Source organism: Streptomyces sp. NPDC050636, assembly GCF_040654775.1.
In the GTDB taxonomy this organism is placed as follows: Bacteria; Actinomycetota; Actinomycetes; order Streptomycetales; family Streptomycetaceae; genus Streptomyces.
On record NZ_JBFAIP010000094.1, the window covers coordinates 1 to 23,372 of the forward strand.

Annotated in this window: 21 protein-coding genes and 5 pseudogenes; 13 read left to right on the top strand and 13 right to left on the bottom strand. The window is 67.1% G+C overall.

What is annotated here, in order from left to right; translation table 11 throughout:
• Positions 1 to 278, bottom strand: a 278-nt coding sequence (locus AB0I10_RS34405) for a VOC family protein (protein WP_363156635.1), incomplete at its 3' end; no start/stop codon positions are given.
• Positions 279 to 437: 159 nt separating this feature from the next.
• On the opposite strand from AB0I10_RS34405, the pseudogene AB0I10_RS34410 reads away from it, so the two are divergent.
• Both AB0I10_RS34410 and AB0I10_RS34415 read left to right on the top strand, forming a co-directional pair.
• Positions 438 to 889, top strand: a pseudogene (locus tag AB0I10_RS34410) (Tn3 family transposase); the annotation flags it as partial.
• A 128-nt stretch (positions 890 to 1,017) separates the two neighbouring features.
• Positions 1,018 to 1,770, top strand: a complete 753-nt coding sequence (locus AB0I10_RS34415; RefSeq protein WP_363156636.1) for a lysophospholipid acyltransferase family protein — start codon at positions 1,018 to 1,020, stop codon at positions 1,768 to 1,770.
• Positions 1,771 to 2,058: 288 nt separating this feature from the next.
• On the opposite strand, the gene AB0I10_RS34420 is transcribed toward AB0I10_RS34415, so the two are convergent.
• From AB0I10_RS34420 to AB0I10_RS34430, 3 genes are read right to left on the bottom strand one after another with little or no spacing between them, the layout of a single operon-like run.
• Positions 2,059 to 3,060, bottom strand: coding sequence for an aldo/keto reductase (locus AB0I10_RS34420; protein WP_363156637.1), 1,002 nt, complete (start codon positions 3,058 to 3,060; stop codon positions 2,059 to 2,061).
• Positions 3,057 to 4,265 carry an MAB_1171c family putative transporter gene (locus tag AB0I10_RS34425; RefSeq protein ID WP_363156638.1) on the bottom strand — a complete coding sequence of 403 codons (1,209 nt, stop codon included), beginning with the start codon at positions 4,263 to 4,265 and terminating at the stop codon, positions 3,057 to 3,059. The genes AB0I10_RS34420 and AB0I10_RS34425 overlap by 4 nt, the downstream gene beginning before the upstream one ends.
• Positions 4,266 to 4,307: 42 nt before the next feature.
• Positions 4,308 to 4,757, bottom strand: a complete 450-nt coding sequence (locus AB0I10_RS34430) for an ImmA/IrrE family metallo-endopeptidase (protein WP_363156639.1) — start codon at positions 4,755 to 4,757, stop codon at positions 4,308 to 4,310.
• A gap of 1,894 nt (positions 4,758 to 6,651) precedes the next feature.
• Between AB0I10_RS34430 and AB0I10_RS34435 the strand changes: the two genes are divergently transcribed.
• The gene (locus AB0I10_RS34435) at positions 6,652 to 7,812 is read left to right on the top strand and encodes an esterase-like activity of phytase family protein (RefSeq protein ID WP_363156640.1); all 1,161 of its coding nucleotides are present in this window, start codon (positions 6,652 to 6,654) and stop codon (positions 7,810 to 7,812) included.
• A gap of 137 nt (positions 7,813 to 7,949) precedes the next feature.
• Here AB0I10_RS34435 and AB0I10_RS34440 read toward each other — a convergent pair whose 3' ends face one another.
• Both AB0I10_RS34440 and AB0I10_RS34445 read right to left on the bottom strand, forming a co-directional pair.
• Positions 7,950 to 8,582: an ankyrin repeat domain-containing protein gene (locus AB0I10_RS34440; protein ID WP_363156641.1), complete on the bottom strand. Its 633-nt coding sequence runs from the start codon at positions 8,580 to 8,582 to the stop codon at positions 7,950 to 7,952.
• A gap of 375 nt (positions 8,583 to 8,957) precedes the next feature.
• Positions 8,958 to 10,127 (bottom strand): NAD(P)/FAD-dependent oxidoreductase, encoded by a 1,170-nt coding sequence (locus AB0I10_RS34445; protein ID WP_363156643.1) that lies wholly within the window; start codon positions 10,125 to 10,127, stop codon positions 8,958 to 8,960.
• Between the two features lie 300 nt (positions 10,128 to 10,427).
• Between AB0I10_RS34445 and AB0I10_RS34450 the strand changes: the two genes are divergently transcribed.
• Positions 10,428 to 11,033: a helix-turn-helix domain-containing protein gene (locus tag AB0I10_RS34450; RefSeq protein ID WP_363156644.1), complete on the top strand. Its 606-nt coding sequence runs from the start codon at positions 10,428 to 10,430 to the stop codon at positions 11,031 to 11,033.
• A 243-nt stretch (positions 11,034 to 11,276) separates the two neighbouring features.
• Here AB0I10_RS34450 and AB0I10_RS34455 read toward each other — a convergent pair.
• Positions 11,277 to 11,423, bottom strand: a pseudogene (locus AB0I10_RS34455) (XRE family transcriptional regulator); the annotation flags it as partial.
• A 395-nt stretch (positions 11,424 to 11,818) separates the two neighbouring features.
• On the opposite strand from AB0I10_RS34455, the gene AB0I10_RS34460 reads away from it, so the two are divergent.
• Positions 11,819 to 12,763, top strand: a complete 945-nt coding sequence (locus tag AB0I10_RS34460; RefSeq protein WP_363156645.1) for an endonuclease/exonuclease/phosphatase family protein — start codon at positions 11,819 to 11,821, stop codon at positions 12,761 to 12,763.
• Between the two features lie 441 nt (positions 12,764 to 13,204).
• Here AB0I10_RS34460 and AB0I10_RS34465 read toward each other — a convergent pair.
• Positions 13,205 to 13,936 (bottom strand): annotated as a pseudogene (locus tag AB0I10_RS34465) (aminoglycoside phosphotransferase family protein); the annotation flags it as partial.
• A 177-nt stretch (positions 13,937 to 14,113) separates the two neighbouring features.
• Positions 14,114 to 14,848: an HAD-IA family hydrolase gene (locus AB0I10_RS34470; RefSeq protein ID WP_363156646.1), complete on the bottom strand. Its 735-nt coding sequence runs from the start codon at positions 14,846 to 14,848 to the stop codon at positions 14,114 to 14,116.
• A gap of 675 nt (positions 14,849 to 15,523) precedes the next feature.
• On the opposite strand from AB0I10_RS34470, the gene AB0I10_RS34475 reads away from it, so the two are divergent.
• The 4 genes from AB0I10_RS34475 (at position 15,524) to AB0I10_RS34490 (ending at position 17,361) form a co-directional block, all read left to right on the top strand.
• Complete coding sequence (locus AB0I10_RS34475) at positions 15,524 to 15,808, top strand: hypothetical protein (RefSeq protein ID WP_363156647.1); 285 nt, start codon at positions 15,524 to 15,526, stop codon at positions 15,806 to 15,808.
• Between the two features lie 79 nt (positions 15,809 to 15,887).
• Positions 15,888 to 16,130 carry a hypothetical protein gene (locus tag AB0I10_RS34480; RefSeq protein WP_363156648.1) on the top strand — a complete coding sequence of 81 codons (243 nt, stop codon included), beginning with the start codon at positions 15,888 to 15,890 and terminating at the stop codon, positions 16,128 to 16,130.
• An 18-nt stretch (positions 16,131 to 16,148) separates the two neighbouring features.
• Positions 16,149 to 16,415, top strand: coding sequence for a hypothetical protein (locus AB0I10_RS34485; RefSeq protein WP_363156649.1), 267 nt, complete (start codon positions 16,149 to 16,151; stop codon positions 16,413 to 16,415).
• Positions 16,416 to 16,743: 328 nt separating this feature from the next.
• Positions 16,744 to 17,361: a GNAT family N-acetyltransferase gene (locus tag AB0I10_RS34490; RefSeq protein WP_363156651.1), complete on the top strand. Its 618-nt coding sequence runs from the start codon at positions 16,744 to 16,746 to the stop codon at positions 17,359 to 17,361.
• A 483-nt stretch (positions 17,362 to 17,844) separates the two neighbouring features.
• Here the strand turns inward: AB0I10_RS34490 and AB0I10_RS34495 are convergent, their stop codons facing one another.
• The gene (locus tag AB0I10_RS34495; protein ID WP_363156652.1) at positions 17,845 to 18,534 is read right to left on the bottom strand and encodes an isochorismatase family cysteine hydrolase; all 690 of its coding nucleotides are present in this window, start codon (positions 18,532 to 18,534) and stop codon (positions 17,845 to 17,847) included.
• A 55-nt stretch (positions 18,535 to 18,589) separates the two neighbouring features.
• Between AB0I10_RS34495 and AB0I10_RS34500 the strand changes: the two genes are divergently transcribed.
• Both AB0I10_RS34500 and AB0I10_RS34505 read left to right on the top strand, forming a co-directional pair.
• The gene (locus AB0I10_RS34500; RefSeq protein WP_363156653.1) at positions 18,590 to 19,102 is read left to right on the top strand and encodes a PadR family transcriptional regulator; all 513 of its coding nucleotides are present in this window, start codon (positions 18,590 to 18,592) and stop codon (positions 19,100 to 19,102) included.
• Positions 19,103 to 19,261: 159 nt separating this feature from the next.
• Positions 19,262 to 19,333: pseudogene (locus AB0I10_RS34505) on the top strand (transposase); the annotation flags it as partial.
• A gap of 234 nt (positions 19,334 to 19,567) precedes the next feature.
• Here the strand turns inward: AB0I10_RS34505 and AB0I10_RS34510 are convergent.
• Entirely contained in the window at positions 19,568 to 20,155 is a 588-nt protein-coding gene (locus AB0I10_RS34510; protein ID WP_363156654.1) for a pyridoxamine 5'-phosphate oxidase family protein, read from the bottom strand.
• A gap of 571 nt (positions 20,156 to 20,726) precedes the next feature.
• On the opposite strand from AB0I10_RS34510, the gene AB0I10_RS34515 reads away from it, so the two are divergent.
• Together AB0I10_RS34515 and AB0I10_RS34520 are read left to right on the top strand one after the other, a co-directional pair.
• Complete coding sequence (locus AB0I10_RS34515) at positions 20,727 to 21,173, top strand: GNAT family N-acetyltransferase (RefSeq protein WP_363156655.1); 447 nt, start codon at positions 20,727 to 20,729, stop codon at positions 21,171 to 21,173.
• Between the two features lie 725 nt (positions 21,174 to 21,898).
• Positions 21,899 to 22,230 (top strand): annotated as a pseudogene (locus AB0I10_RS34520) (transposase family protein); the annotation flags it as partial.
• Between the two features lie 448 nt (positions 22,231 to 22,678).
• Here AB0I10_RS34520 and AB0I10_RS34525 read toward each other — a convergent pair.
• Positions 22,679 to 22,897, bottom strand: coding sequence for an FAD/NAD(P)-binding protein (locus AB0I10_RS34525; protein WP_363156656.1), 219 nt, complete (start codon positions 22,895 to 22,897; stop codon positions 22,679 to 22,681).
• A gap of 250 nt (positions 22,898 to 23,147) precedes the next feature.
• On the bottom strand, positions 23,148 to 23,372 hold a 225-nt coding region (locus tag AB0I10_RS34530; protein WP_363156657.1), incomplete at its 5' end, for an adenosylhomocysteinase.

Genomic DNA, 23,372 nt, shown 5'->3' on the forward strand with positions numbered 1-23,372 from the left:
AGAGTCTGGAGGCGCGCGACCAACTCCGCCTGATGGGCCGCAGAGGTGGTGGCGAGATCGAGGTGCACACGGTTCTTTGTTGTCGTCTTGGGTTCTGGAACGGGAACGACGTCGATGCAGACGGCGACCGGGTCCGGCCAAACGAAGCCGCCGACGGGTCCAACGTACGTGGTCACGCCAGGGCTGTAAGCACTCCAGCCGAGCGCCTCCGCCCAGAACCGGCCGACCGCCGAGCCATCAAGGGCCTTTATGTTCACCTGAACAGGTCGCAGTGCCATGCCGGCGATCCTATGCGCCTGCTCTGCAACGACATCCACAGGTACCGTCGCCAAACAGAGATCAACTCGCTCACCCAGCCACAATGCTCGGCTCGCCAACTAGGGCGCTCAGCCCCGCCAGGTGAACTGCTCACCCGCCAGATGAAGTGCTACGTCACAGTCTTCGGGCTGCTCACCTTGGCCGGGTCCGCATACGCCCCGCAGTTGGCGGATCTGCCGGACAGAAGATGTGGCGCATCGAACGCACCGTCGACTACGGCGCCTTCCAGGATGCGGCCCTCGGCCGGATCGACCTGGCCCGGATCGGGCGGCACTGGGAGCACATCCTGCGGTATATCGGCTCCGTCGACACCGGCTCCGTCGACACCGGCGCCGTCCGCGCTACGACGTCATCCGCATGCTCTCCCGCGACAGTCGGCCCACCCCGCTCGGCGACGCCATCGCCCACTACGGGCGGATCGCGAAGACTCTGCACATCCTGCGTCTGGCCGACGAGCCCGGCTTCCCCCCTCCCCCTCCCCCGCCAAATCAAGGCGCAGGCCAACCTCCAGGAAGGCCGCCACGCACTCCCCCGGAAGATCTTCCACGGCCGTGCCGACCAACTCTGCCAGTGATACCAGGACGGTTACCGCTGCTCGGGGTGGCTCATTTGGCACTCTCCCCGTGATCCCTACCACCAAGTACTGTGCCGCGGCGCGAGGTTCACCAGGGACGGGGGCATGAGGGAGGGATCACTGCCATGCTCTACTGGATTGTCAGGGTCGTGCTATTGGTGCCGTTGTTCCGGTGGCTCTTCCGCCTGCGGGCCGCGGGGATGGAGCACATCCCGCAGACGGGTCCTGCCGTTATCGCAGGCAACCATCTGTCGTTCTGCGACCAGTTTCTGACGGCGACGGTGACCAGGCGCAAGCTCACCTACCTGTGCAAGAAGGAGTACTTCACCGGGCGGGGCATCAAGGGCGCGTTGACCCGAGGATTCTTCCGTGGCTGCGGGCAGATCCCGGTGGACCGCTCGGGGAAGGGCGCGGGGAAGGCCGGGGTCGAGGCGGGTCTGAAGGTGCTGCGCTCGGGCGCGTTGCTCGGCATCTTCCCAGAAGGGACGCGTTCGCACGACGGGCGGATGTACAAGGGCAAGGTCGGGGTGGCCGCGATGGCGCTGGGGTCGGGCGCGCCCGTGATCCCCTGCGCGGTGATCGGCACGTTCGAGGCCCAGCCGACGGGGCGGCGGTTGCCCCGTCTCACTCCGCTCACGATCCGCTTCGGGGCGCCGCTGGACTTCTCCCGGTACGAGGGGATGGAGGAGTCCCGCGAGGTGCTGCGGGCGGTCACGGACGAGATCATGTACGCGATCATGAAGCTGTCGGAGCAGGAGTACATCGACACGTACGCGACCGAGGCGAAGGCCGAAGCGAACGCGCAGGGGACGGCAGCCGGGCACAGCGGTCCGCAGGCGGGGCGCCGTAATCAGGTCACGGTCGGCCAGCAGAACTGATTCTGCGGGTCGTTCGCGAAGCACCGGGCCCGTCAGCCCGCTACAGCCTCCGGCGTGGCACGCACCACTGACCCCGTCACGCCGGGTTTCCGCCGCAGCCTTGAAGGCCGTCGGCCGACGACTGCGGGCAGGACGGCTTCTCCAGCGTGTTCGAACTGCTGAGATCACGGAGCCCCGGAGAACGGCGCGGCCGACGGTGCTCGGGCACCCTCAGCGACGGTCAGCGCGCGTTCGCCGAGGTGGGGCGCGAACTCTCCCGCGCCCCAAGGGAGCCTGGTGGATCCGACCTCAGTGCCCCAGCCTCTCCAAGGCCGATTCCGGGTAGCGCTCACCCGCCACCGCCTCCTCGGGAACGGCCTGGCGCAGCAGATCCCGGTCGGCCTCGGTCAGCGACAGCGCCACGGCAGCGGCGTTCTCCTGCAGGTAGCGGCGGCGCTTGGTGCCGGGGATGGGCACGATGTCCTCGCCCTGGGCGAGCAGCCAGGCAAGCGCGGCCTGGGCGGGCGAGCAGCCGATCCGCTCGGCGACTTCCCGTACGGCCTGTACGAGCGCCAGGTTGTGCTGGATGTTCTCGTCGGCGAACCGCGGCCAGCGCCGGCGGTTGTCCTTTGGGACGAGGTCACCGCGGGAGGAGAGGGCTCCGGTGAGCATGCCGCGTCCGAGCGGGGAATAGGCCACGACGGCGATGCCCAGTTCCCGGCAGGTGGCCAGCAGTTCGCCCTCCACCACGTTACGGGTGAAGAGCGAGTACTCCACCTGGACCGCGCTGACGGGGTGGACGGCATGGGCCTTGCGCAGCGTCGCGGGGCTGACCTCGCTCAGTCCGATGTGGCGTACCAGCCCGGCCTCCACCAGCTGGGACATGGCGCCGACCGTCTCCTCGATGGGTGTGGCGGGGTCACGGCGATGCGCGTAGTAAAGGTCGATGTGCGTGGCGCCCAAGCGGCGTAGTGATGCCCGGCAGGCGAGAGGAACGTAGTCGGCAGAGGTGTCGACGTCTCCGACCCGGCCCGTGGTCGCGTCATGACGGAGCCCGAACTTGGTCGCCACCACTACCCGGTCCCGCTCATGAGCGTGCCGGCGCAGCCAGCGGCCGACCAACTCCTCGTTTCCGCCCTGCCCGTAGGCGTCGGCGGTGTCCAGGAAGGTGATGCCCATTTCGAGGGCGCGGTCCAGGGTGTGCTGGGACTCCTCCTCGTCCGGGACGCCGTATGCGATCGACATGCCCATGCAGCCCAGGCCGATGGCGGACACCTCGGGGCCGTCGTCGCCCAGCTGGCGGTACTTCATCGATTCTTCCTCTCAGTGGATCGAAGAGCGGTGTAGGCGCGGGCGACGTGCAGGAGCCACGCGACTTCTTCGGTGTAGCTTCCGTCCTTGGCGGCCTCCGGGCCGAGCGCCACGGACTTCCGGACCGGCGGACGGTCGTCGTGCTTTGCGCGCAGTGCCGACGCGAGCGATCTGGCCTCCACCATGGCGTGCAGCCGGTCGCCCGACAGCTCTGCTTCCTCGGCCGACTGCCGAGCGCCGGTGGCGGCAGCCGGGGCCATGTACGGCCGCAGCGCGAGCCGACCGTCCTGGATCTCGATGACCATGCGGTAGAGCCGATAGCTGATGTCGCCGGGCAGGAAGCGGGCGAGGCGGCCGGCGTGGTGCGGGTTGAGCGCGATGTCCGGCACGGCCTCGTACAGCGCCCGCCACAAAGGGTGCAGCCGCTGGTAGGTGACGAAGTTGCGGGCCAGACGCCGCCACTCGGAGACGGTCGGCCCCCAGGAAGGCATGGTGAGCCCTGCTACCAGGAAGAAGATGCCGGTCCCGTTGGCCACCGGTGTCAGCAGTTCCCATTCCAGCGGGTCCAGTCCGCTCTGCACCGCGATCAGCGAGAGCAGACGGTTGAGACAGTAGACGAGGCAGGCGCTCGCGCCGATCGCGGTGCAGTACAGGCCCCTCCGCAACCACTGCCGTCCGGCCACCCTCCCGTAGCGGAGGCACAGTCGGATGATCTCGATCATTCCGGCGCCGAACGCGCTGACGTAGAGCAGCAGATAGGCGGCGACCAGCGGACGGTGCGCGTTCTGCAGCAGATAGTGCGCGCTGCGCTGTTCGGCACCCGCTCCCGCCGCCGCCCACATGATGAGCATGGCGACCGCGCACAGGGCGGCGGCAATCAGCCGGACTAAGGCGTGCCGCCGGGCGGCCTCGGGCGGGTACACCCAATGGACGATCGCTGCGAGGAAGGCGGCGCTGGACGCGACACCACCGAAGATATGGATGCCGAGTGCCCCCACGTCGGCCACCCCAAGGCGCGCGTCCACGGCCTGCGCGACGGAAGGCGTGGAGAGGGTGAAGGAGACACCCTTGCAGAAGAACGCGATGAGCAGCGCGCGCAGTGCCGGATCGTTTCCCTGGTGGCGCAGGTCGCGCAGTCTGTAGAGCAGAGCGAGTGCGCAGAGGACGGCGCACGCCGGGAAGACGACAGCCTTCACGCCGGGCATGAGACCCCCCGTAAACCCGTGGGGCGATGATGCGCAGAACACCTACTGGGCATGGGAACCCGTCCCCGGATTGAGCGAGTTCTCGATACGTGCGACGGTCTCGGCATCGGCGGACGGAACGCTCCACACCGACTCCACCGGAGGCCGGGTGACGCGTTCGAGGATGAGAGAGGCAACGATCTCCGCCTCCTGCTCCTCCGCGGTGGAGTAGCTGGTGCGCCCCAGCATCTCCCGCACCCGCCGTGGATCGAGGTTCGGCATCAGATCGCGCATCATCGCGGTCTCGAATTCGGCGGAGTCGCCGTGGTTGCACAGCATGTGTGCGAGCTCATGCGCGATGATGTGGTCCTGGTGCAGACTGCTGGTGTCCGCCTCGACGACGATGACGTCGAAGGCGTCCGTCGCAAGCCACATACCGCAGGGAGTCTCCGCGCCGAGCGGAAGCGGTACGAGCTGGATCGGGCGGCCCCTGTCAGCGCTGAGTCGTTCCATCAGCGTAGCGATACCGCATCCGTCGGGCAGGTCCAGACGTGCCAGTACAGCATCCGACGCCCGTCGCAGGTGCCTGAGTTCCTTCTTGCGGGACTGCTTGTTAGCCCTGGAGTTCAAGGCCACGGCCTGTGCCTATTCCTTTCTCCGCTGGTCTCCTCGATCGCCACGAAAGACACGCCCCCACACACCCTCAGAGGAGCCAAGCGCTCTGCGACATGCTCTCCCCCTGACGCCGCCGGTCCATTGCTCGTCGCAGGCCGATGGTAGCCCTCCCCGGACGCCTGTCGCCGACTGCCCTGCCCTGCCCTGCCCTGCCCTGCCCTGCCCTGCCCTGCCCCCCAAGCTACGCCCTCCGCCACCTTGCCGATGAACCTCACCATCTCGACGTCGAATTCACTCCGGCTCGCTACGTCGGCCGCGATGAGAGCTTCACTCGGGAGCCAGAGCGTGCACAGCCCATCATGCAACGCCCAGGTCGAGTGGAAGACACCACCCCGCAACTCCCCTGCGGCGCCGTCCATTTGGCGACCTCCGCATACGGATCACCAGGGATCGCTCCACGCGGTCACCTCCACGACCCCAACCTCTGGGGAGCGCTCCCGCATCCGGCTGCTCCGGGACGTCGCGGGGAAGACCTGAGTGCTCGAAACGTTGTGGCCCGTGCTGGTCAACACGGGCCGCTTCGCGCTTGCTTTGGTGCTGGCGGGACTTGCCTCGGCTCTGACGGGACTTGCCTCGGTTCGGACAGGACTTGCCTCGGTTCGGACAGGACCTGCCTCGGCTCTGACGAGATTCGTCTTGATGATGGTGGCTTTGGCGAAGATGGGCCCCGATGACCGACGGCATGCCCGAGCCTCCATTCGCCCCCGAGTACGAGCCTCAATGGACCGGACGCGCCACTTGGCATTACGGGTGTTGCCCACACGGTGGTCTCGGCAGTGCGCCGGTCTATGCGGTGGAGCGCCCGTGGGACTACGTCGGTCATGACCACGGGGTTCTCGGGGTGTCGCTGGGCCGACGGGTTGTTGTCGCAGGGCATGAGGGAGATCTTGAACCTGTCGAACGAGTTGGCCGCCGGCAGAGGCCTTTGGCGGCCGCGGCCCTCTTGCGTGTGCTGGCCGGATCGGGCTGGTTACCTGATCCGCCTGGCCCGAAGGCGTACCAACGGCCTCTGTCCGTGGTGGTGTTGAAGGTCTGCTGCTCGTCCGGTCTGGAACTTCCACGCGATCGCATCAATCACCTCACGGTGGTCACGCCACCGGGCTCCCCTCTTCGGCCGGGATGGACCTCTCTGAGCTTCTGGACGCAGCGCACCTTCGTGGGCACGGCCTCGCTGGGGTTCCACGGCGAGCTCCGCTGGGACGGCGACGCCGGCTGGACCATCGACGGCGAGTTGAGAGCGTCGACCAACACCACCGATGCGCGTCGCGCAGAGGCGGCCGACCTACGACCTGAGCGGACGACATTCGTCTCTGTCCCGCGAGGACGACAGCGTGCGTTCTGGCTGCCGTCGTCAACCCGTCCAACCAGCGGTGTCTTCCCGGCAGTCGTCCCGATCGCACCGTGGCGTGCAGCGCCGGGTGTTGCGGTACGGCGGTTGCCGTCCTGGCCTGCCGGGCGGCGCGCTTGACCGGGCCCGGCGCAGCGCCACGGCGCGCGACGCTTCGGATGTCCGGCGGCGTTCGGCCCGGAGGTCTTCGAAGCGTCGTCGGCTCGGCAGCCGGGCCGGCTGCCGTCGTCATCGGGGGCCGGTCTCGAACGCGACCATGTTCCTCAGAACACTGCTCTAGCAAACAGCCCTGGAGGGTCAAGACGCTCTCTTACCCCGCTGCATGGCCCCATCACACGGATGGGTGACTGCGCTCGGTGCGCATGCCGGGCCAGGATCGAATATATGAAACGCTCCTTAATCCGCCGCGCATGTGCCGCGGCTCTGGTGCTGGCGACGACGATGGCTCCCGCGGTGGCAGCCCAGCCGGACGACACCGCCGCGCGGTCCGACATCGGGGCGCAAGCTCGGTTGCTGGGCGAGAAGATCGTTCCGCACAAACTGTCCTTTCAGAACACGACTGTTGGCGGGCTGTCCGGCATCGACCGGAATCCGTGCACGGGCGAGTACGTCATGGTCAGCGACGACCGCTCGTACCTGCAGCCCGCCCGCTTCTACACCGCCAGGATCAAGGTGGACGGCGCCGGGGTGCACTCCGTCGACTTCACCGGTACTCACCCGTTCCTGCAACCGGACGGCTCGGTCTACCCACCGCCGAGCGCCGGCGACGGAAAGGCCGTGGACCCGGAAGAGTTGCGGGTGGACCCGTGGGGCTGCCGGTACTGGTGGGCGCAGGAAGGCGACCGGCCGAAGTCGTCGAGTGACCCGGTGATCCAGCCGTCGATCCAGTTCGCCACCCGCTCTGGTGCCTACCGTGGCCAACTTCCCCTGCCGCCCAACTACGAGGTCAGCATGGAGGATCGGGGCCCACGGCGGAACAAGGCGGTGGAAGCGATCACGTTCGGAGCCAGGAACCGGGTGCTGACCAGCGCCATCGAGGGTCCGCTGCTCCAGGACGGCCCGGAGCCCAACCTGGAACACGGTGCCCTGATTCGCGTCACCCAGCAGAGCCGGGAGGGCGACGTGCTCGGGCAGTTCGCCTACCCCATCGAGAAGATCTTCACCGAGCCCGACCCGTCCAGCCCGTGGCCCCCGGACACCGGCGTGCCCGCGATCCTCGCCTTCCCCGGGGACCCCAGCCGCTACCTCGTACTCGAACGTACCTGGGTGGCAGGCGCAGGTTTCAAGATCCGCATCTACGACGCCACCACCCGCGGCGCGACTGAGGTGCAGAACATGGACTCCCTGGCCGGACAGAAGGTCGTACCGATGCGCAAGAAACTGGTCGCGGACTTCCACGACTTGGGCCTGTCCACGGTCGACAACACCGAGGGCATGACCTGGGGTCCGACCCTGCCCGGCGGCGAACGAACCCTGCTCCTGGTCAGCGACGACAACTTCGCCCAGGATGAGGTCACCCAGATCGTCGCACTCGGCATCCGTTGAGACGTCAGCAACGGCGACTGGCAACGGCAACTTCCCTGAACGGGCTGAGGCTTTGCTCCACAGCCTCAGCCCGTTCAGCCCGTGCGTCAGCCCGTTCAGCCCGTGCGTCAGCCCGTTCAGCCCGTTCAGCCCGTACGTCAAAGAGACCAGACGCCCGGCGAGCTTTCCGACTTCGAAACCCACCCACACCGATCCGCAGCAGTGATCCAAGTCGCAGCCATCAACCTCTGACCCGACACCTCACTCATCAGGACACCCTGAAGTGGCACGACACCTGACCCCAAATCAAGCCTGGCCCGTGGCAAGGACTCCTCCCCCGTTGACGTGATCTCGGGCGAGGCTTCTTCGAGCCTGGTGGCCGCCCGGGACCCGGGCGGGGGGGGTGAGCTTTGCGTCGTCTCCGTCGCCGTGGACCTGGTGCTCCCACCTGTCGGGGGTGTCCGCGGGTGCCTGGAGGTGGAAGAAGCCGGTACGAAGGACCGGAGGTCTGCTCCCTTGCTGATGAGCACGGATGTGATCTCGCGGGCGCCGCCGTCGATCGCACGCAGCAAAGGCGTACGGCCGTCAGCGGCGGCGCGGTTCACATCGACCGGGCGGTCCGCCGGCATCAACACTTCGGCGACCGGCAGGTCGAAGGCATCCGCCGCCATGCACAGGGCGGGAGTCCCGTGCTCGTCAACGGTGTCGGGGTTGGCTCCCGCGTCCAGCAATGCCGCCACCGCCTTGACGTCCCCGCTCCGTACCGCAGCTATGAGTGGATCCTCGCCCATGCCTCTGCACCCACCCTCATCTCACCCCAAAGACAGTCACGGCATCGAGCCGGTGATGACGTGCTGCACCAGCATGCCGGACCTGAGTGTCGCACCTGGCGAGACCGTCAAGTGAGACACGTCAGTCACAGCGGTGCGACTCTTCGCGGAAGCGGAAGACGAGATGGAGGCGATGGCCTGGCCTGGGTCCGGGTGCCTCGCTGGTCGTTCCAGTTGGCACCAGAAGGTCGAGCCTGTTGACAGCTGCTGGCGTACCAGGTGCGCGGCGGCAGCATCCGGTCAGCGAATGATGAGCCACACGCATAACCGTTACGCGGGTCGTCCGGTGGACTGTCCCGTTGGCGGGCGTCGGGAGCGGTGCACTGTCGGCCGGGCTCAACTGCTGTGAGCGGGGCCCGAGTCAGGGAGGGTGCTGGCCGGCCAGATGGCGTCGGGGAAGGCGGCGTCGTCGGAGTCGGTGTCGGGTATGAGGGTGGTGAACATCTGCTGGGCGGTCTTGGCGTTGTCGATGGCGCGGGGCAGCATGACACTTTCGTAGGCGTCGAGGGCCTCGTCGATGGTGGGGTGGCCGATGACGGCTTGGGCGAGTTCGGCGCCGTCGAGCAGGGCGAGGTTGGCGCCGACGCCGACGGGCGGCATCAGGTGGGCGGCGTCGCCGAGCAGGGTGATGCCGGGGACGCGCTGCCACATGTGGGGAACGGGAAGGACGAACTGGGGCCGGTTGATGAAACCGCCCTCGTTGTCGCGCAGGATGTCCAGCAGGCTCTCGTCCCAGCCCTGGTACTGGGCGAGGAGTCGGGCGCGTACGGCTTCGGTGTCGGCGAGGTCGAGGCCGGCGTGCCAGTCTTGGGGGCCGCGGAAGGTGATGTAGGCGCGGACGTGTCCGTTGCTGTTGCGTTGCAGCACCAGGCTGCGGCGGCCCGCCTTTGCCGACATGGTTCCGCCACCGACCAGGCGGGCAATGCCGGGGTGACGGTGATCGACGTCGTCGAAGTGGGCTTCCACCATCGTGACACCGGCGTAGGAGGGTTGGGCGTCGGAGAGCGCGGGGCGTACTCGGGACCAGGCGCCGTCGGCGCCGATGACCAGGTCGAAGTCCTCGACGGTGCGGTCGTGGTGGTGCAGGCGGGCCATGCCGTGGGGCAGCGGGATGACGGCCTGTACGGAGTGGCTCCAGCGGACCGTGCCGGGGGCGAGGGAGTCCAACAGGAGGGTGCGCAGCTGGCCGCGGTCGATCTCGGGCCTGCTCAGATCGTCCTCGTCGGCCTGATCGTGGCGTATCAGGGTCGCGTGACGGTCGTACAGGCGCCACTCCTGGCCGTCAGGCCGGGACAGGGCGAGGAACTGGTCGAACAGTCCGGCTGCGCGCAGGGCGACCTGGCCGGTGTCTTCGTGGATGTCGAGGGTTCCGCCCTGCGAGCGGGAGTTGGGGCCGGACTCATGCTCGAAGACTGTGACCGGCACGCCGTGCTGCTGCAGGACGCGTGCGCAGACGAGGCCGCCTGGGCCGGCGCCGGTGATCGCGATGCGAGGGGTGGTGGACATAAGGGTCAGGCTCCGTTCTACGGATCAAGAGAGAGAGGGTGTCTTGTGGTGCTGCCCTGGTGAATGGGGCGGAGTGGCCGGTGTGCAGCGCAGGTTCTTCTTCGGCGCCTTCCGACGGACCGATTTCGGGCATGGCAGATCAATCGTTCCGGTGTGGGAATGCGCCCCGGGTTCCGGCAGCTGGGTGCCGGTCAGGCTCACCCGTCAACAGAAACACAGTCGCTCCAAAAGTACAACTGCTCCGACTTTCTATCCGATCTTCTTTACGATCGAATCCCCTCAAGCGGGTAAGGTGGGGGCATGGCCGAGACGACGACAGGGCGCCGCGAGCGCAAGAAGGCTCAGACCAGGCAGGCCCTGGCGGATGCCGCATTGCGACTGTTCACCGAACGCGGCTTCGACAGCGTCGGTGTACGCGAGGTGGCGGAGGCGGCCGATGTCTCGCTGAGTACCCTCTTCAAGCACTTCCCCAGTAAGGAAGCCCTCGTCTTCGACCTGGATGCGGACGTCGAGAGCGCCCTGGTCGCCGCCGTTCGCGACCGAGCCCCCGGTCAGCCCGTGCTGCACGCCCTGCGCGACCACATGGTGCACACCCGGACCGTGGTGCGGACCGACGACCCCACCTTCATCCTCGTCGAATCCACCCCCGCGCTGCGGGACTACGCCCGGCGCATGTGGTCGCGCCACGAGAAGACACTGGCCGCCACCCTCGCCGATGCCACCGGGCTTGCCCCGGACACCCCCGCCGTCACCGGCCTGGCACGCTTCGCCCTGGAAGCCCCCAGCATCGCCCGCGCAAGCGAAGACCCGGCCCGGACCATGCGCGACCTGTTCGCCCTGCTGGAACACGGCTGGGCCACCACCCCCCTGGCAGGACACGAAGACCGTCCCGGCCAGGACGGGTGACCGCGACCAGATACCGCATCACGGCACCACCGGCAGCCCCCTCGACGACCTACTCACTTCGCCACCGACGGCCGGGAATCGAGCCGTCAGGTTCCTCGACCAGAAGTCATCCATCTCGAAAAGTCGCAAGCGGGCCAACCACGACGCTCAGCCGGGCCACCTGAACAGGGCCAACTCAAGCGCTCACGCTCAACTACGGTGCTTCGGCTCCGTACTGGTGCCCTTTCAGAATGAAGCGTCGAAGTAGCCGAAGCGGGCGCGGGTCTCGACGGTGATGCCGGTGGTGGACGCGGCCTGCTTGCGGCGGCGCTTGCGTACCTGGGGCTGCCAGCGGGAGCGGACAGCCGCGTCGAACCGGTCGGCGATGTCCCGCGGCTCCCGGTCCCCGCGCTCCAAAGCGTCGTGAATGTCCGTCACCGTCTACTCTTCTTCGTCCATGACAGCGTCGCCGCCCTCGATGTGGCGGGCCGGGTTCAGGCCCTTCTCCATGAGGCCCACGACCCTGGGATCGCCGCGCCCGGCGCTGCGGCATCTCACGGACGGCTGGAGGAGTGCCGCTGCGGGTACGTGGCGCACTTCTTGCTCGCGTGAGATGCGGGATGAAGCGCGGTTGCGTTGTCACAGCCCTGTCACAGACGCCCTTGTCGGGTGCGGAAGCCGGTTTAGGTATCTGGCCTGCGGCAAGAGGCGCCGGACGGGAGCCTCATGGGTGATGGCGTGACCGTCACCCGGCTCCTTCCCCACACCTGCCGGTTCTTCCGGCATATGAGAGAAACGAGCACCACGTGAGCGAGAGCGCGAAGCACTCGGACGACCCGAACAACGCGAGGACCAAGCGGCGCCTCGTCTTCGGCCTGACCGGCGGAGTGGCGGCACTGGCCGTGGCAGCGACTGCCATGGCCTCCACCGGTGAGGCCGGTACGGGCGGGGACTCGTCCGCTCAGTCCCTGAAGGTGATGAGTCTGAACACCTGGCACGGTGGCGCGAAGGTCTCGGACGGGGTCAACAAGATCACACAGCAGGTCAGGTCATCCGGCGCCGACGTCGTCGCCCTGCAGGAGTCCTCCAGCCCCGTCGCCAAGAAGATCGCGGGCAAACTGGGGTGGGAGTACTACACGGCGAGCGGCACGGACGTCGACGTCATCAGCAAGAAGCCGATCGAGAAGACCGACTCGTTCTCGAAGGAGTCCTCCGGTGCGAAGGCGATCGCCGCGAAGATCCAGGGCGTGTGGGTGTACTCGATTCACCTCGACTACACGAAGTACGGCCCGTACAACGCCTGCTTCGACGAGGACAGCTACCAGCAGATCTACGCGGACGAGGCGAGCCGCAAGGCCCAGGCGCAGGACATAGCGAAATGGACCGGCTCGGCACCGGCGATCGTCGCGGGAGACTTCAATACGCCCTCCCACCTGGACTGGACCGAGGCGACCAAGGCCAAGCACTGCAACTCGGCGGTCGAATGGCCCGCGACCAAGGCTTTCGCGGACAAGGGGTTCAAGGACTCCTACCGTGAGCTGCACCCGAGCCCTGCGAAGATGCCCGGCAACACCTGGTCTCCCGTGACCAAGAAGAACAGTGACTACGACGACAAGCCGGAGCCGCAGGACCGCATCGACTTCATCCTGCACAAGGGTGGCTCGCTGAAGCCCACCACGTCCAACACCTTCGGGGGCGGCTCGGACTGGCCCTCCGACCACCTGGCCGTCCTCACCACCTTCCATCTCTAAGCGACCACGCCCGCCTTCGCAGCAGTGACCGTGTCTCACCAGGTGCCGACCGTCACTTCGGGAGGCGGCGTGGAACACATCCGTCAGGCTGGGGCCGTGGTTGTGCGCGGCCCCAGCTCACAATCTGTCAGCCCCGTTGAGCCGGCGCAGAGATTCCCGCATGGTCGAGAGCGCGGCTCCGATCCACGTCGCTGCTCCGGAGACATGCCCGCAGGCGTTGCCCTCCCTGAGCACTTCGTGCTTGAGGCCCAGCTCGGCCCGAATGCCCTGCAGGCAACGTTCGGCCTGGCCTGAAGCGGGCCTGATGCAGGTCAGCGTGAGGTTATCCGGACTCCGGGATCGTCCCCGCGGCCCCCGCGGTGGCAATAGGTGCAGCGGATGTCGGCGCCCGGCTACCCATATCACCGGTGATCACCGGAAGCGGTGCAGAGTGCGGTGGACAGCCCCACGCAGGTCGTCCGCTTCGAGGAGGGTCAGCACGCGCGACTTGAGCAGCGTGCCGCCGTCGTAGGCGGGGTCTCCTGCGTATCCCTTGGGGTCGACGGCCAGCCATGGCTCGCGGTCAGCGCGCAGGATGTTGCTGGCGTGGAGGTCGCCGTGGACGAGGGTGTCCGGCTGAGCGCGGCCCAGTTCGCGGACGGTCGCCACTGCAGCGTCCACCACATATGGCGACAGCGTGTGGGTCAACACCGCGGCGTCCCTGCGAAGCTGCTCCTCCCAGGTGTCGGCCTGCTCTTGCAGCCGGGGCAGGCCGGGCGGCGCGGGGATGGCCAGCCGACGATTGATCCGCCCCGCGACAGCCGCGACCTGATCACCGTCGTCGACCTCCGCCAGGGTCGATGACCCGACCCGCTCCAGCAGCATCGCGAAATGCTCGTCCGCGCGTTCGTACAGCAGGACGGCTCCGCGCCCGTCCCACGCCGCGAATGCGTCAGGTTCGTGGACGTTACCGGGGTGGGGAAAGGACACCTTCAGCACAGCGGTCCGCTTGGCCCGCCATAACACCGGGACAACGACCCCGACGCCCCCGTGCATGACCTCGCCGTCCGGCACACACCCCCAGCGCCCCAGCAGGTCGTCGACGATGCCGGGCAGTTCGGCAAGCCACGCAGCTCCAGGCCCTCCCTCCCGGTCGATGGTGCTCCGCGAGAACGCCTCTGGTGTCCCAAACATCCAGGCACCCTATGCGCCGGCTCGACGTCGATACCCAGTTGGCGCCTGCCGCTGCCCGCTGCTGCCACTACCGCCGCGAGACAACCGGTGCCGTCGAACTCGGGCTCCGGCTCAACTTCTGCGGAACGTCACGCTGCGTCGATGGCGGACAAATGCTCACCAGCGTCCGCGGCCGCCTCAGGATTGGCTGAGCCCAGCCAGCCGCAGCACGGCTTCCAGTCCACGATAGGCGCCGGGAGCGACTCCCGCGGGCAGCACGTAGGAGCGCAGTCCCGCACCGGCGGCGCCGCCGTCCTTGGCGGGATTGTCGCCCACCATGAGTGTCGTCGCCGGTGCGGCGCCGAGCTCGTGGCATGCATGGTGGAACAGCGATGGATCCGGTTTCTCCGTGTTGTGTTCGTAGGAGTGCACCCAGGAGGAGAAGTAGTGGTCCAGGCGGTGATGGGCGAAGGTGGGCCGTAGGTCCCAGCCCACATCGCTGACCACTCCCAGGGCCACGCCACTGCCTGTCAGTTGCCTCAGTGTGGACTCGGCATCCGCGTAGGGCACCCAGTGCTCGGGGGCTTTCAGCTGCTCATAAAGCGTCTCGGCGACCGGCGCTAGCTCAGGGACGGAGGCATACCAGGTGGTGAAGGCATGCCGATGGGCCCTTGAGGACACGTCCCGGGCGCGCTGAGCCTCCCTCACGCCGGGGTCGGACAGGCCGGCTTCGAGCCCGCTCAGCATGAGGTCCATCGCCGTATCGTCCACCGGCTGCGGCAGCGCCGCCCTGATTCTGTCCGCGTACGTGCGGATCTGGAACAGCGTTCCGGAGAAGTCGAAGAGTACGGCCCGGACAGCGGCTCGGGGGCCTCCCGAGGAAGTTGTGGCACGGATGGGTCCTTCCGGACCACAGACAGGGATGAGACTCATTCGATCTCCCTATCGCAGCCCCGACGGACATACCAGTCCCACGCGTGGGTCGGAGTGCCGTGCCCAGTCGCCCGCACACCTTCTGATGGGTCATACCAAAAGGACCCGTCTCCGGAGGAGTTGGAAGCCTGCGCGACCGAGCATGTGGCGCTTGAGCATCTTGATCCGGTTGACGTGCCCTTCACCACGCCCGAGCTCCAGGGCAGGCTCAGTCCGGCGATGACGGCGGCGGGTCGCGGTCGATCGATGCCCGCGGCGAGAGTGTGGAGGGGTAGGCAGGTCGTCCAGCCGGACGGCGTCGAGCCACTGCTGTGTCACCGTCGTCCCCGGCGCGCTCACCCCTCGGTCAACAGTCGGCGCGCCCGGTTCCCCGCCAAATGCCGTGCCGCATACGCCCCCTCGCCATCACCACCTGCCAGTAGCTGCAGAAGCTCCACCCCAGCCCGAGCCTCCCGCAGTGTCAGCACCCGGCAGCCGCTGTTCGTCCATGCCCGCAACGCCGTCGACCAAGCCGAGGTGACGGTCATTCATATAGCTCATGATCAGGGCAACGGCTCGCACAGTCGCACGGTTACGGGGAGCAATCGGACTATGCCAGTGGTATATGTGCAGGTCGAGCGAACAGGGCAGTGCGCTATCGTCCCATGACGACGCAATCCGCATCTGGAGGGTGGCATGAACACCGAGCCGTGGACCATCGAAAGCATCCGCGACGCACTCGGCAACCCCACCCTCGCCAGCCGCTTCCTCGGCGAGATCAACAAGGCGCCCGCCCATCAACTCCTCACCGTGTTCGCCAAGTGGGAACGCATCGCCAAGGACTTGAAGGCCGCCGCCGAACGCGCACACGACCTCGCCGACCACGACACCCGCGGAGAGCACGCCCCCGGAACCTGGATCGACGCCACCGACCGCGTCACCGACGCCGCCAACCGCATCCGCGCCCACGGCGCGGCCTAATCCGCCAAACGAGCGAACACACGCCGTCACCGATCCGCTACCCTCCCGCCTGGGGAGACAAAAGCTGGAGAGGAAACGCGTGTACCGCCTCAGATACGACCCAGCCGCCGACGCAGTCCACGAAGCACTGCCCCCGGCCGCCAGCGAAGAACTCACCCTCGCCTTAGCCGAGGCATGCCAGGACCCCCTCGGAGCCACCGCCCCCTACGGTGAAGACGACAAGTACGTCCGCATGATTCTCGGCCAGCACGTCACCGCCGTAATCCTCATCGGACACACGTTGAAAACCATCACCGTTCTGCAAGTCAGCTACCTTGGCTGAAGGTTGACCACTGCACCGATGCACGACACCAAGGCGCTTGGAGAATTCGTGAGCCTGGCAATCAACCCCGACGCCATCACAGCCGTACTCCTCCCTGATGGGTGGCACGACGTCCGCAGCGGGACGTTCGTTCTCGATGCCTATGAGTACGTCGAAGGTGACGATGTGACGCACGGCGGCGGACAGAGCGGCATCTGCGCGACCGGATTCGAGTTCGCCACCGGGCGCGAATGGATCGCTGGCCCGCTGACATCGATCCTCGCCGTCAGGAAGCGTGAGGGCTGACACATCCGGCTCTCAACCTCGCCCCTTGACGACCACGACCCCCGTCCAATCGGGCGGGGGTCGTGGTTCGCCTCCCGCGCAGGACCACGTCGCTGCGGACCTCTGTTCATGCGAAACGCCACCAGTCACACTCCACGCCCACACGAACGTCAGCCGACGGAGTTAAGCCCCGCACAACCGCACGGCCAAGCCGAGCCTCGGAAGCGAGGCACGGACGCGCCGATGGCTCTTCTCGTTGGATCTGAACCTGCTCATTGGGACGCCTTTTTGTACCCTGCCCGCGGACCGGCACCACTCCGCCCCGCCACCGAAGATCACTGGGTGCAAAATGATCCGTATGTCGATAACGAACATTTCGAGGACGGCAACGATCGATGACACCCCACTGATCAGCCGCACCTTGGCCCGTGCCTTCGATGACGACCCGATGATGCGCTGGTTCTTCCCCCACGACGCCTCGCGAGAGGCAGGGCTGCGCCGCTACTTCACCACGATCTTCACCCGGCAATACGTCCGCCACGGCGTCTGTGAGCACACCGAGGCGGCGGCCGCTTTCTGGGTACCGCCGGAGGCGCAGGCCAAAGCTGTTCCCGACGCGGCGACCATTCAGGAGCTCCAGAACATTCTTGGCGACCGGGCTCCGCTGTTCAGAAACACCGTCGAGACGGCCGCCAAGTACGCACCCCAGGAATCGCACTGGTCCCTGTCGGTGGTCGGCGCCGACCCGGCCGTCCAGGGCCAGGGACACGGATCCGCCCTGCTGCGCTCGGGGCTGGCCAAGGCTGACGCGGCGGGCCTGCCCGCGTATCTGGAGTCCTCCAAACCGTCCAACCTCCCCTTCTACGAGCACTTCGGCTTCACCGTGCGTGAGGAACTGCGGCTGCCAGGGGACGGGCCGGCGCTGTGGACGATGTGGCGCGAGCCGCGCCGCCCGGTCGACGCCTAAGAACTGTCCGACGGGTCCGTCACTCGACTCGTCGGACAGGCCCAGCCAGAAGCCCCCGCCCAGAGGCGAGTGGTGGCGCCTCCGCACACGCCACCTCAGACTGCAACAGCGTCCTCCGGCGGGAACCGGTCCGGGCACCGCTCGGCGATACACCGACCGCGCCCACCGCGCCCGCGCCTCCACCGACGCTTCCGCACACCGCGCACCGCGACAACCACGCCCCGATCCCCACCCCGCCGGCCAGCAGCAGGACTTCCCGCCGCCGCCACCGCGCCACTCACCAAAGCGGCACGCCTGCGGCTTCCGTGGACGCGGAAACCGACCACGGGCGACCTGTCGTGTGGCCGCACGTACGAGGCAAGGTCGAGTTGACCGGTATCAACTCCTCAACTCCTCAACTCCCGCCACTGTTGGTGTCGTTTACTGCGGCCACGAGCGCGGCGGGGATGGGCAGGTGTCTGCGATCTGGTGGCTAGTGCCGCATCAGCAACGTTCGCCCGGTTCTTTTCCCTTGGTGTCGGAGACGCTCCCGGTCAGCTGGTTCGTGATCTCATCGGCGGTCAGCACCAGGGCGAAGCCTTTGCGTAGGACGGCGAGTTCGGGTTCCTGCCGGGACTCGTCGTCGGTTGCCGTGACGTCGGCTCCGAACACGACTTTGTAGCCGCGTTCGTATGCCTGCCGGGCCGTGGTGCCGCAGCAGTAGTTGGTGAGCGTTCCCGTGACGATGACCGTGTCGCGACCGAGGTTGCGCAGCATCGTGTCGAGTGGGGTGTCGTAGAAGGCGCCGTAGGAGGGTTTGCGGATCAGGGCCTCGTCAGCGCGGTAGCCCATTTGGTCCCACACCGTCGTGGGGCCCGGCCGCCGCCAGTCGGTGTCGGCGTGTGGGAGGTATCGCAGGGCGTGCGGCCGGTCCAGTCCGAGATGCGTGTCGTCGAAAATGGTCCAGATGACCGGGATGGAGGCGGCCCGGCATGTCTCGACCAGTCGGCGAAGTCTTGGCGCCATCCGCGTCGCCGCCGGCACCCAGTATGGGGTCCAGCCGGGGCGCACGAATTCGTCCTGCATGTCGATGACCAGCAGCGCCGTCTGCTCGGGCCGTATGCCGAACGTCGCCCGGCCGTGCTGGTAGGCGTCACGCGCCCGCGCGGTCACCCACTCCTCGGTATAGCTCATCCTCACTCCATACCTCGATTCGAGATACCTCGTTTCGATGTGCGAGGGTAGCAGCATGTTGGAACTCGCGATCCTGGGATTCCTGGCCGACGGCCCGCTGCACGGATACCAACTGCGGCGCTTCATCGCGCACTTGTCCGGCCACTCCCGGCCGGTCAGCGATGGCAGCCTCTATCCGGCAATCAACCGGCTGGTCAAGGCCGGGCTGCTGGACCGACGGACGGAGCCCGGAGCCTCGGCCGCCCAGCGGCACACTTTGAGCCTGACCGCCAGGGGCCGCACCGAGCTGCTGCACCGGCTCCGGGAGCCCGACGAGCTGGACATCAGCGACAGCGCCCGGTACTTCACGATCCTGGCCTTCCTTTCCCGGCTTCCAGACACCGCCGACCAGCACGCAGTGCTGCGCCGGCGGCTGGAGTTCCTGGAACAGCCCGCGAGCTTCTTCCACGACGGCAACCGCCCGCTACGCGCCGAGGACACCGACGACCCCTACCGCCGCGGCATGCTCCTTATCGCCCGCGCCACCAGCCACGCGGAACAGTCCTGGTTGAGGGAGCAACTGGCATGACACCCACGCGGAAGACCGCCGGGGGCTGAGCTCCGGACGCTCACTGTTTCCGCGAAAGTGTGGGGATGGCAGAACGAGTTCGTCTCCGTGAGAGCGACGGCGATGAGGGACTCCGACCGCGAGCCCAGGTACCGGACCCCGTGCGGGCGACCTACCCCCGCCCTGCGCTACTTCCCCCTCGACGGCACCGACCACGCCAGCCACAAAAGGCAGGGAAGCATGAGCCGCCGCGTAGGGGCAGTTCACACCACTGCGCCCCGGCACTCAGCCGGGGAATTGATCCCGTTGACCACCTGGCGGTGGTCCCGCCACCGGCCACACCGTTTGTTGCTCACGGCAGCAGCGAGCCCACTCTGCATCCATCAGCTCTCCTCCAGCCCTCCTCCAGCCCTCCTCCAGCCCTCCTCAGCCCTCCTCCACTGATCACGCCCGGGACAACGAGCTGCCAGGCCGGTCAGAAGCGGCCTAGAGACTGAGCGGCGGCAGCGGAAGCGGTAGTCCGGGCAGAGCATCGATGCTCGCGGCGATGTGCTCCTTCTTCTCGAAGTAGCGGGCCAGGGATTCGTCGTCCTCGCGCCCAAAACGCTTGCGATGCAGATCCCGGTCTGCTTCATAGGCCATGAACGGCACGGCGTAACCGCAAGTGTCACGGATGAGTTCGGCCATCACCACAATGATGGCGCGCAGTCCGTGTGGGGCCGGGTCGATGTCCGGGAAGTGCACGAGCAGTTCTTCGAAGCGCGGGGCATCCCGGAAGACCGGCTCGCCGCGGCCATGCACTCGGACGATGTTCGGCGAGCCCTCGAACGCGCACCACATGAGCGTGATACGGCCGTTCTCGCGTAGATGCGCGATGGTCTCGGCGTTGCTGCCAGCGAAGTCGAGGTAGGCCACCGTCTGTTCATCGAGTACCGCGAACGAGCCGGTGAGGCCCTTAGGAGAGAGGTTTACCGTGCCTTCGCCGGACAAGGGCGCGGTCGCGGTGAAGAAAATGGGCTGTGCCTCGATGAAGTCGCGCAGCCTGCCGTCTATTCGGTCGTATGTCTTTCCCATGCCTCCGATTCTCGACCACACCATGCCGGGGTGTCTCGCCTACCGGATCACCTGCGGGATGGGTGGTCTGGCGGCTCGTTCAGTACCCGGGCAGCACGTCCATAAGGAGTACAGGGCAGACCGGAAGGCCCTGGACGATGCCCGCGTGCCGTGCGGGAGCTGAAGTTCACGGCCGGGAGCTGGGCAGCCCCTGACGTCCCGCAGGCGCATGGAGGTGTTCTGGACAGCATGACGCACCAGCTCCTGGCCGAGCTGTGGACGAACTGCTTATGGAGAGCATTCAGGTCACCAGCCCCGCGACTTGACGTATGCAGGTCCCCACCCGCAACCACGCCGCCGACCGGTCTGACCACCTCTCACAGTATTGCCGTTGTAGTACCAGGCCGCCGCAGTCCGGGGGTTCCCGATTGCCCGAAAAGTGATCATCCATATGAACGCAAGCGCTGGCACGTGTGAAAGGCAGTGTCTTGATTGGCACTGGCCTGGCTGCGAGGTCCTTCAGCGACACCGGCGACTCACTCGCGCGGCAAACAGAGTTGACGTCCGAGGTGGAATCGGGTCTCCTGCTGCAATGTCCGACCTTCGCATCCAGCAGCCGGATGGCTACGCCACCCTCAAGGACTGGCAACACGTCCACAACGTGATCATTCCTACCCACCTCCTTTCGCTGGATGAGGTACGGGAACGCGCGCAGCGCCACCACTTGGAAGTCGCGTATCTCGGTGACGACGTCATCGGGTGCAGCACGGTGCGCCCGCCTACGGACGACACACTGATGGTCACAGTGATCGCCCGAGTGCTCGCCGCTCACCGTGGTCAGGGGTTCGGCGAGGAACTCTATGCGCGCGGGCTCAACCGGGCGCGGGAGCTCGGCGCCGAAGTGATCGAGACCGTCGTCCTGTCCTCCAATGAGGACGGTCTGCGGTTCGCACTCAAGCACGGGTTCGTCGAGACCGAGCGATACCTGCTGCCGGGCGACAGCATCCCCTGGATCGACTTGCGCCTTTCCCGATCCTGACTCTCTCCCGGGCTCGGTGGTCCGGACGTGCCGTTAGTGAGCAACTGGTGCCGGACAGTTCGTGGGGCACTGTTCCTGAATGTGGTGCCGGAGGCACCCGAGCATCCGCAGGGCGGAGGCCGGCGCCAGTGCGATGACCGCGCGGTGCTCGCGCCGAGTCTGTGACCGGCCAGGTGAACGTCAGCGGGGGCTCGACCATGCCTCTGGGCGTCATCCGCTGCCGGAACAGGTGCAACTACGCGCGGGAAGCCGTCGTACCTGCCAGCCGGTGAGCGTGGAGGCTAACGTGTCGGCACCCGCGCACCGTGTCTGATGGCATGTCCCGCATTGATCCCGTATGCGATGTCTCGCAGGAGATTCCATGCGTGTCGAAGCAACATCCTCATTTGGGCATCTCCAAGCAGTCTTGGCTGCTGAGCAGGGAGTGGACGAGGCCACTCTCAGAACTATACCCACCTGTATGGCTACTGACTACCCGCCGACGAACGGTTGTTGCTGCACAGGGAGCAGAATCAGCTGGGACCAGAGAGGGGTGCGTGTCCAGAATGCACTCGGTGATGGCTCAAAAGATGCGATTGATGAATGGCGACGGGCGGGAACTGCCCACGCTGAGCGAGGTAAGTGGTGATCGGTCTGTCCCACGCGTACCTGCGTCACTGGCCCGTCAACTGGCGGTCCATTGGTGGGAGTTCGGGTGTCGTTGACTGGGCTTGACAGCCGGTTGGCAGGCTCTGCTGGTGTGGGCCATCTGCGTTGCGGCGAGACCTACGGCCAGCTCGCGGTCGGGTTCGGCATCGAAGTTCGCCACCGTCTGCCGCTCCGTTCGGGCGACCGTCGTCTCCTGGCTGGCGCCCTGGTATGCCTTGTCCGCCCGGCTCGCCGACGCCATGCGTACCCGCGCGTCGTCCGGCGTTCGTGATCCTGGACGCCACCCTGCTGCCGATCGGCCGGCTCGCCGCCGACACCCGTACCACTCCGGGAAGCACAAGCGTCACGGCATGAACATCCAGGTCCTGACCGGCCGTTCGCAAGGCTGCTGTGGGCCTGGCCCGCGCTGCTCCTCCGCTCAAGCGATGGCAGCGCCGCCACAACACCACGCCCCCCAAGATCTGCTGTGTCGCCGAACAGGCCATGACCACACCGAAGCCTGGCACCCACCCCGGAAGAACCGCCCGCAGCACCAACCGGACCACAGACCTCGTGAAGGCAGTCGTCGTCCTTCACCACGCGTCAACGTGAGGTGGGAAAAGCCTCACTGATCAGCTCCCAGATTTCCACACGCCCTTGCAGGTCAGGGACGAGGGAGCGCCAGGCAAGGTCGAATGAGAGACACGCGCTCGCAATCGACTGAGGTGTGGACCAGCCGGGGAAGCTCAGGTTGTCCAGATGCGGGCGGCTGCGGCAGTGGTACGTACTCGCTTCGTCTCGTCCAGGTCGACGTCCGCCGGGTTGGCCGGGGGATGTACCTCAGCCCCGACTCCCGTATCTGGGAGACGAATTCCTGCTCAGCGGCGTCCGGGCGGGCCGGCGGGTGCCCCTGGTAGGTGACGGGACCGGTCGGTCCGCCACACCTTGCCGGGGCCCGGCGGGTAGGGGGCGACCACACGGACGTGGACGGTGCTGCTCTCGGGCGCCGAGCTGGCACTGGCGCAGAGTTGCTCAAGCACGGCGAGTCCGCGCGGTCCGGCACCTATCACGCACACCGTGTGATGTCTCGTGGTCATGTCTGCCGTTTTGGCCGATATCGAGGAACGGAGCGAAGACCATACCCAGCGGGCCGCCGTAGGCGGCGCCGTCGTCGCCGGGCGCGACGACGGCGCCGCTCTCCCCGTAGCTCACAGGGAGGGCGACGTTGACGAGCTGCGTCCCTACGATCCGGCTCGCGCGGACTCGTACCGTCCTCTCAGGGCCGTCAGCGCAGCGGGGCGTGCAGCCCCTTCAGTGTTGTGCGCCCGATCCTCCTGGTCGGTCGGCTCAGTAGCGGTAGTGGTCGGGCTTGTACGGGCCCTCGACAGGGACACCGATGTAGTCCGCCTGTTCCTTGCGCAGCGTCGTCAGCTTCACGCCCAGCGCGTCGAGGTGGAGGCGGGCGACCTTCTCGTCGAGGTGCTTGGGGAGCACGTAGACGTCGGTGGGGTACTCCTGCGGCTTGGTGAACAGCTCGATCTGGGCCAAGGTCTGGTCCGCGAAGGAGTTGGA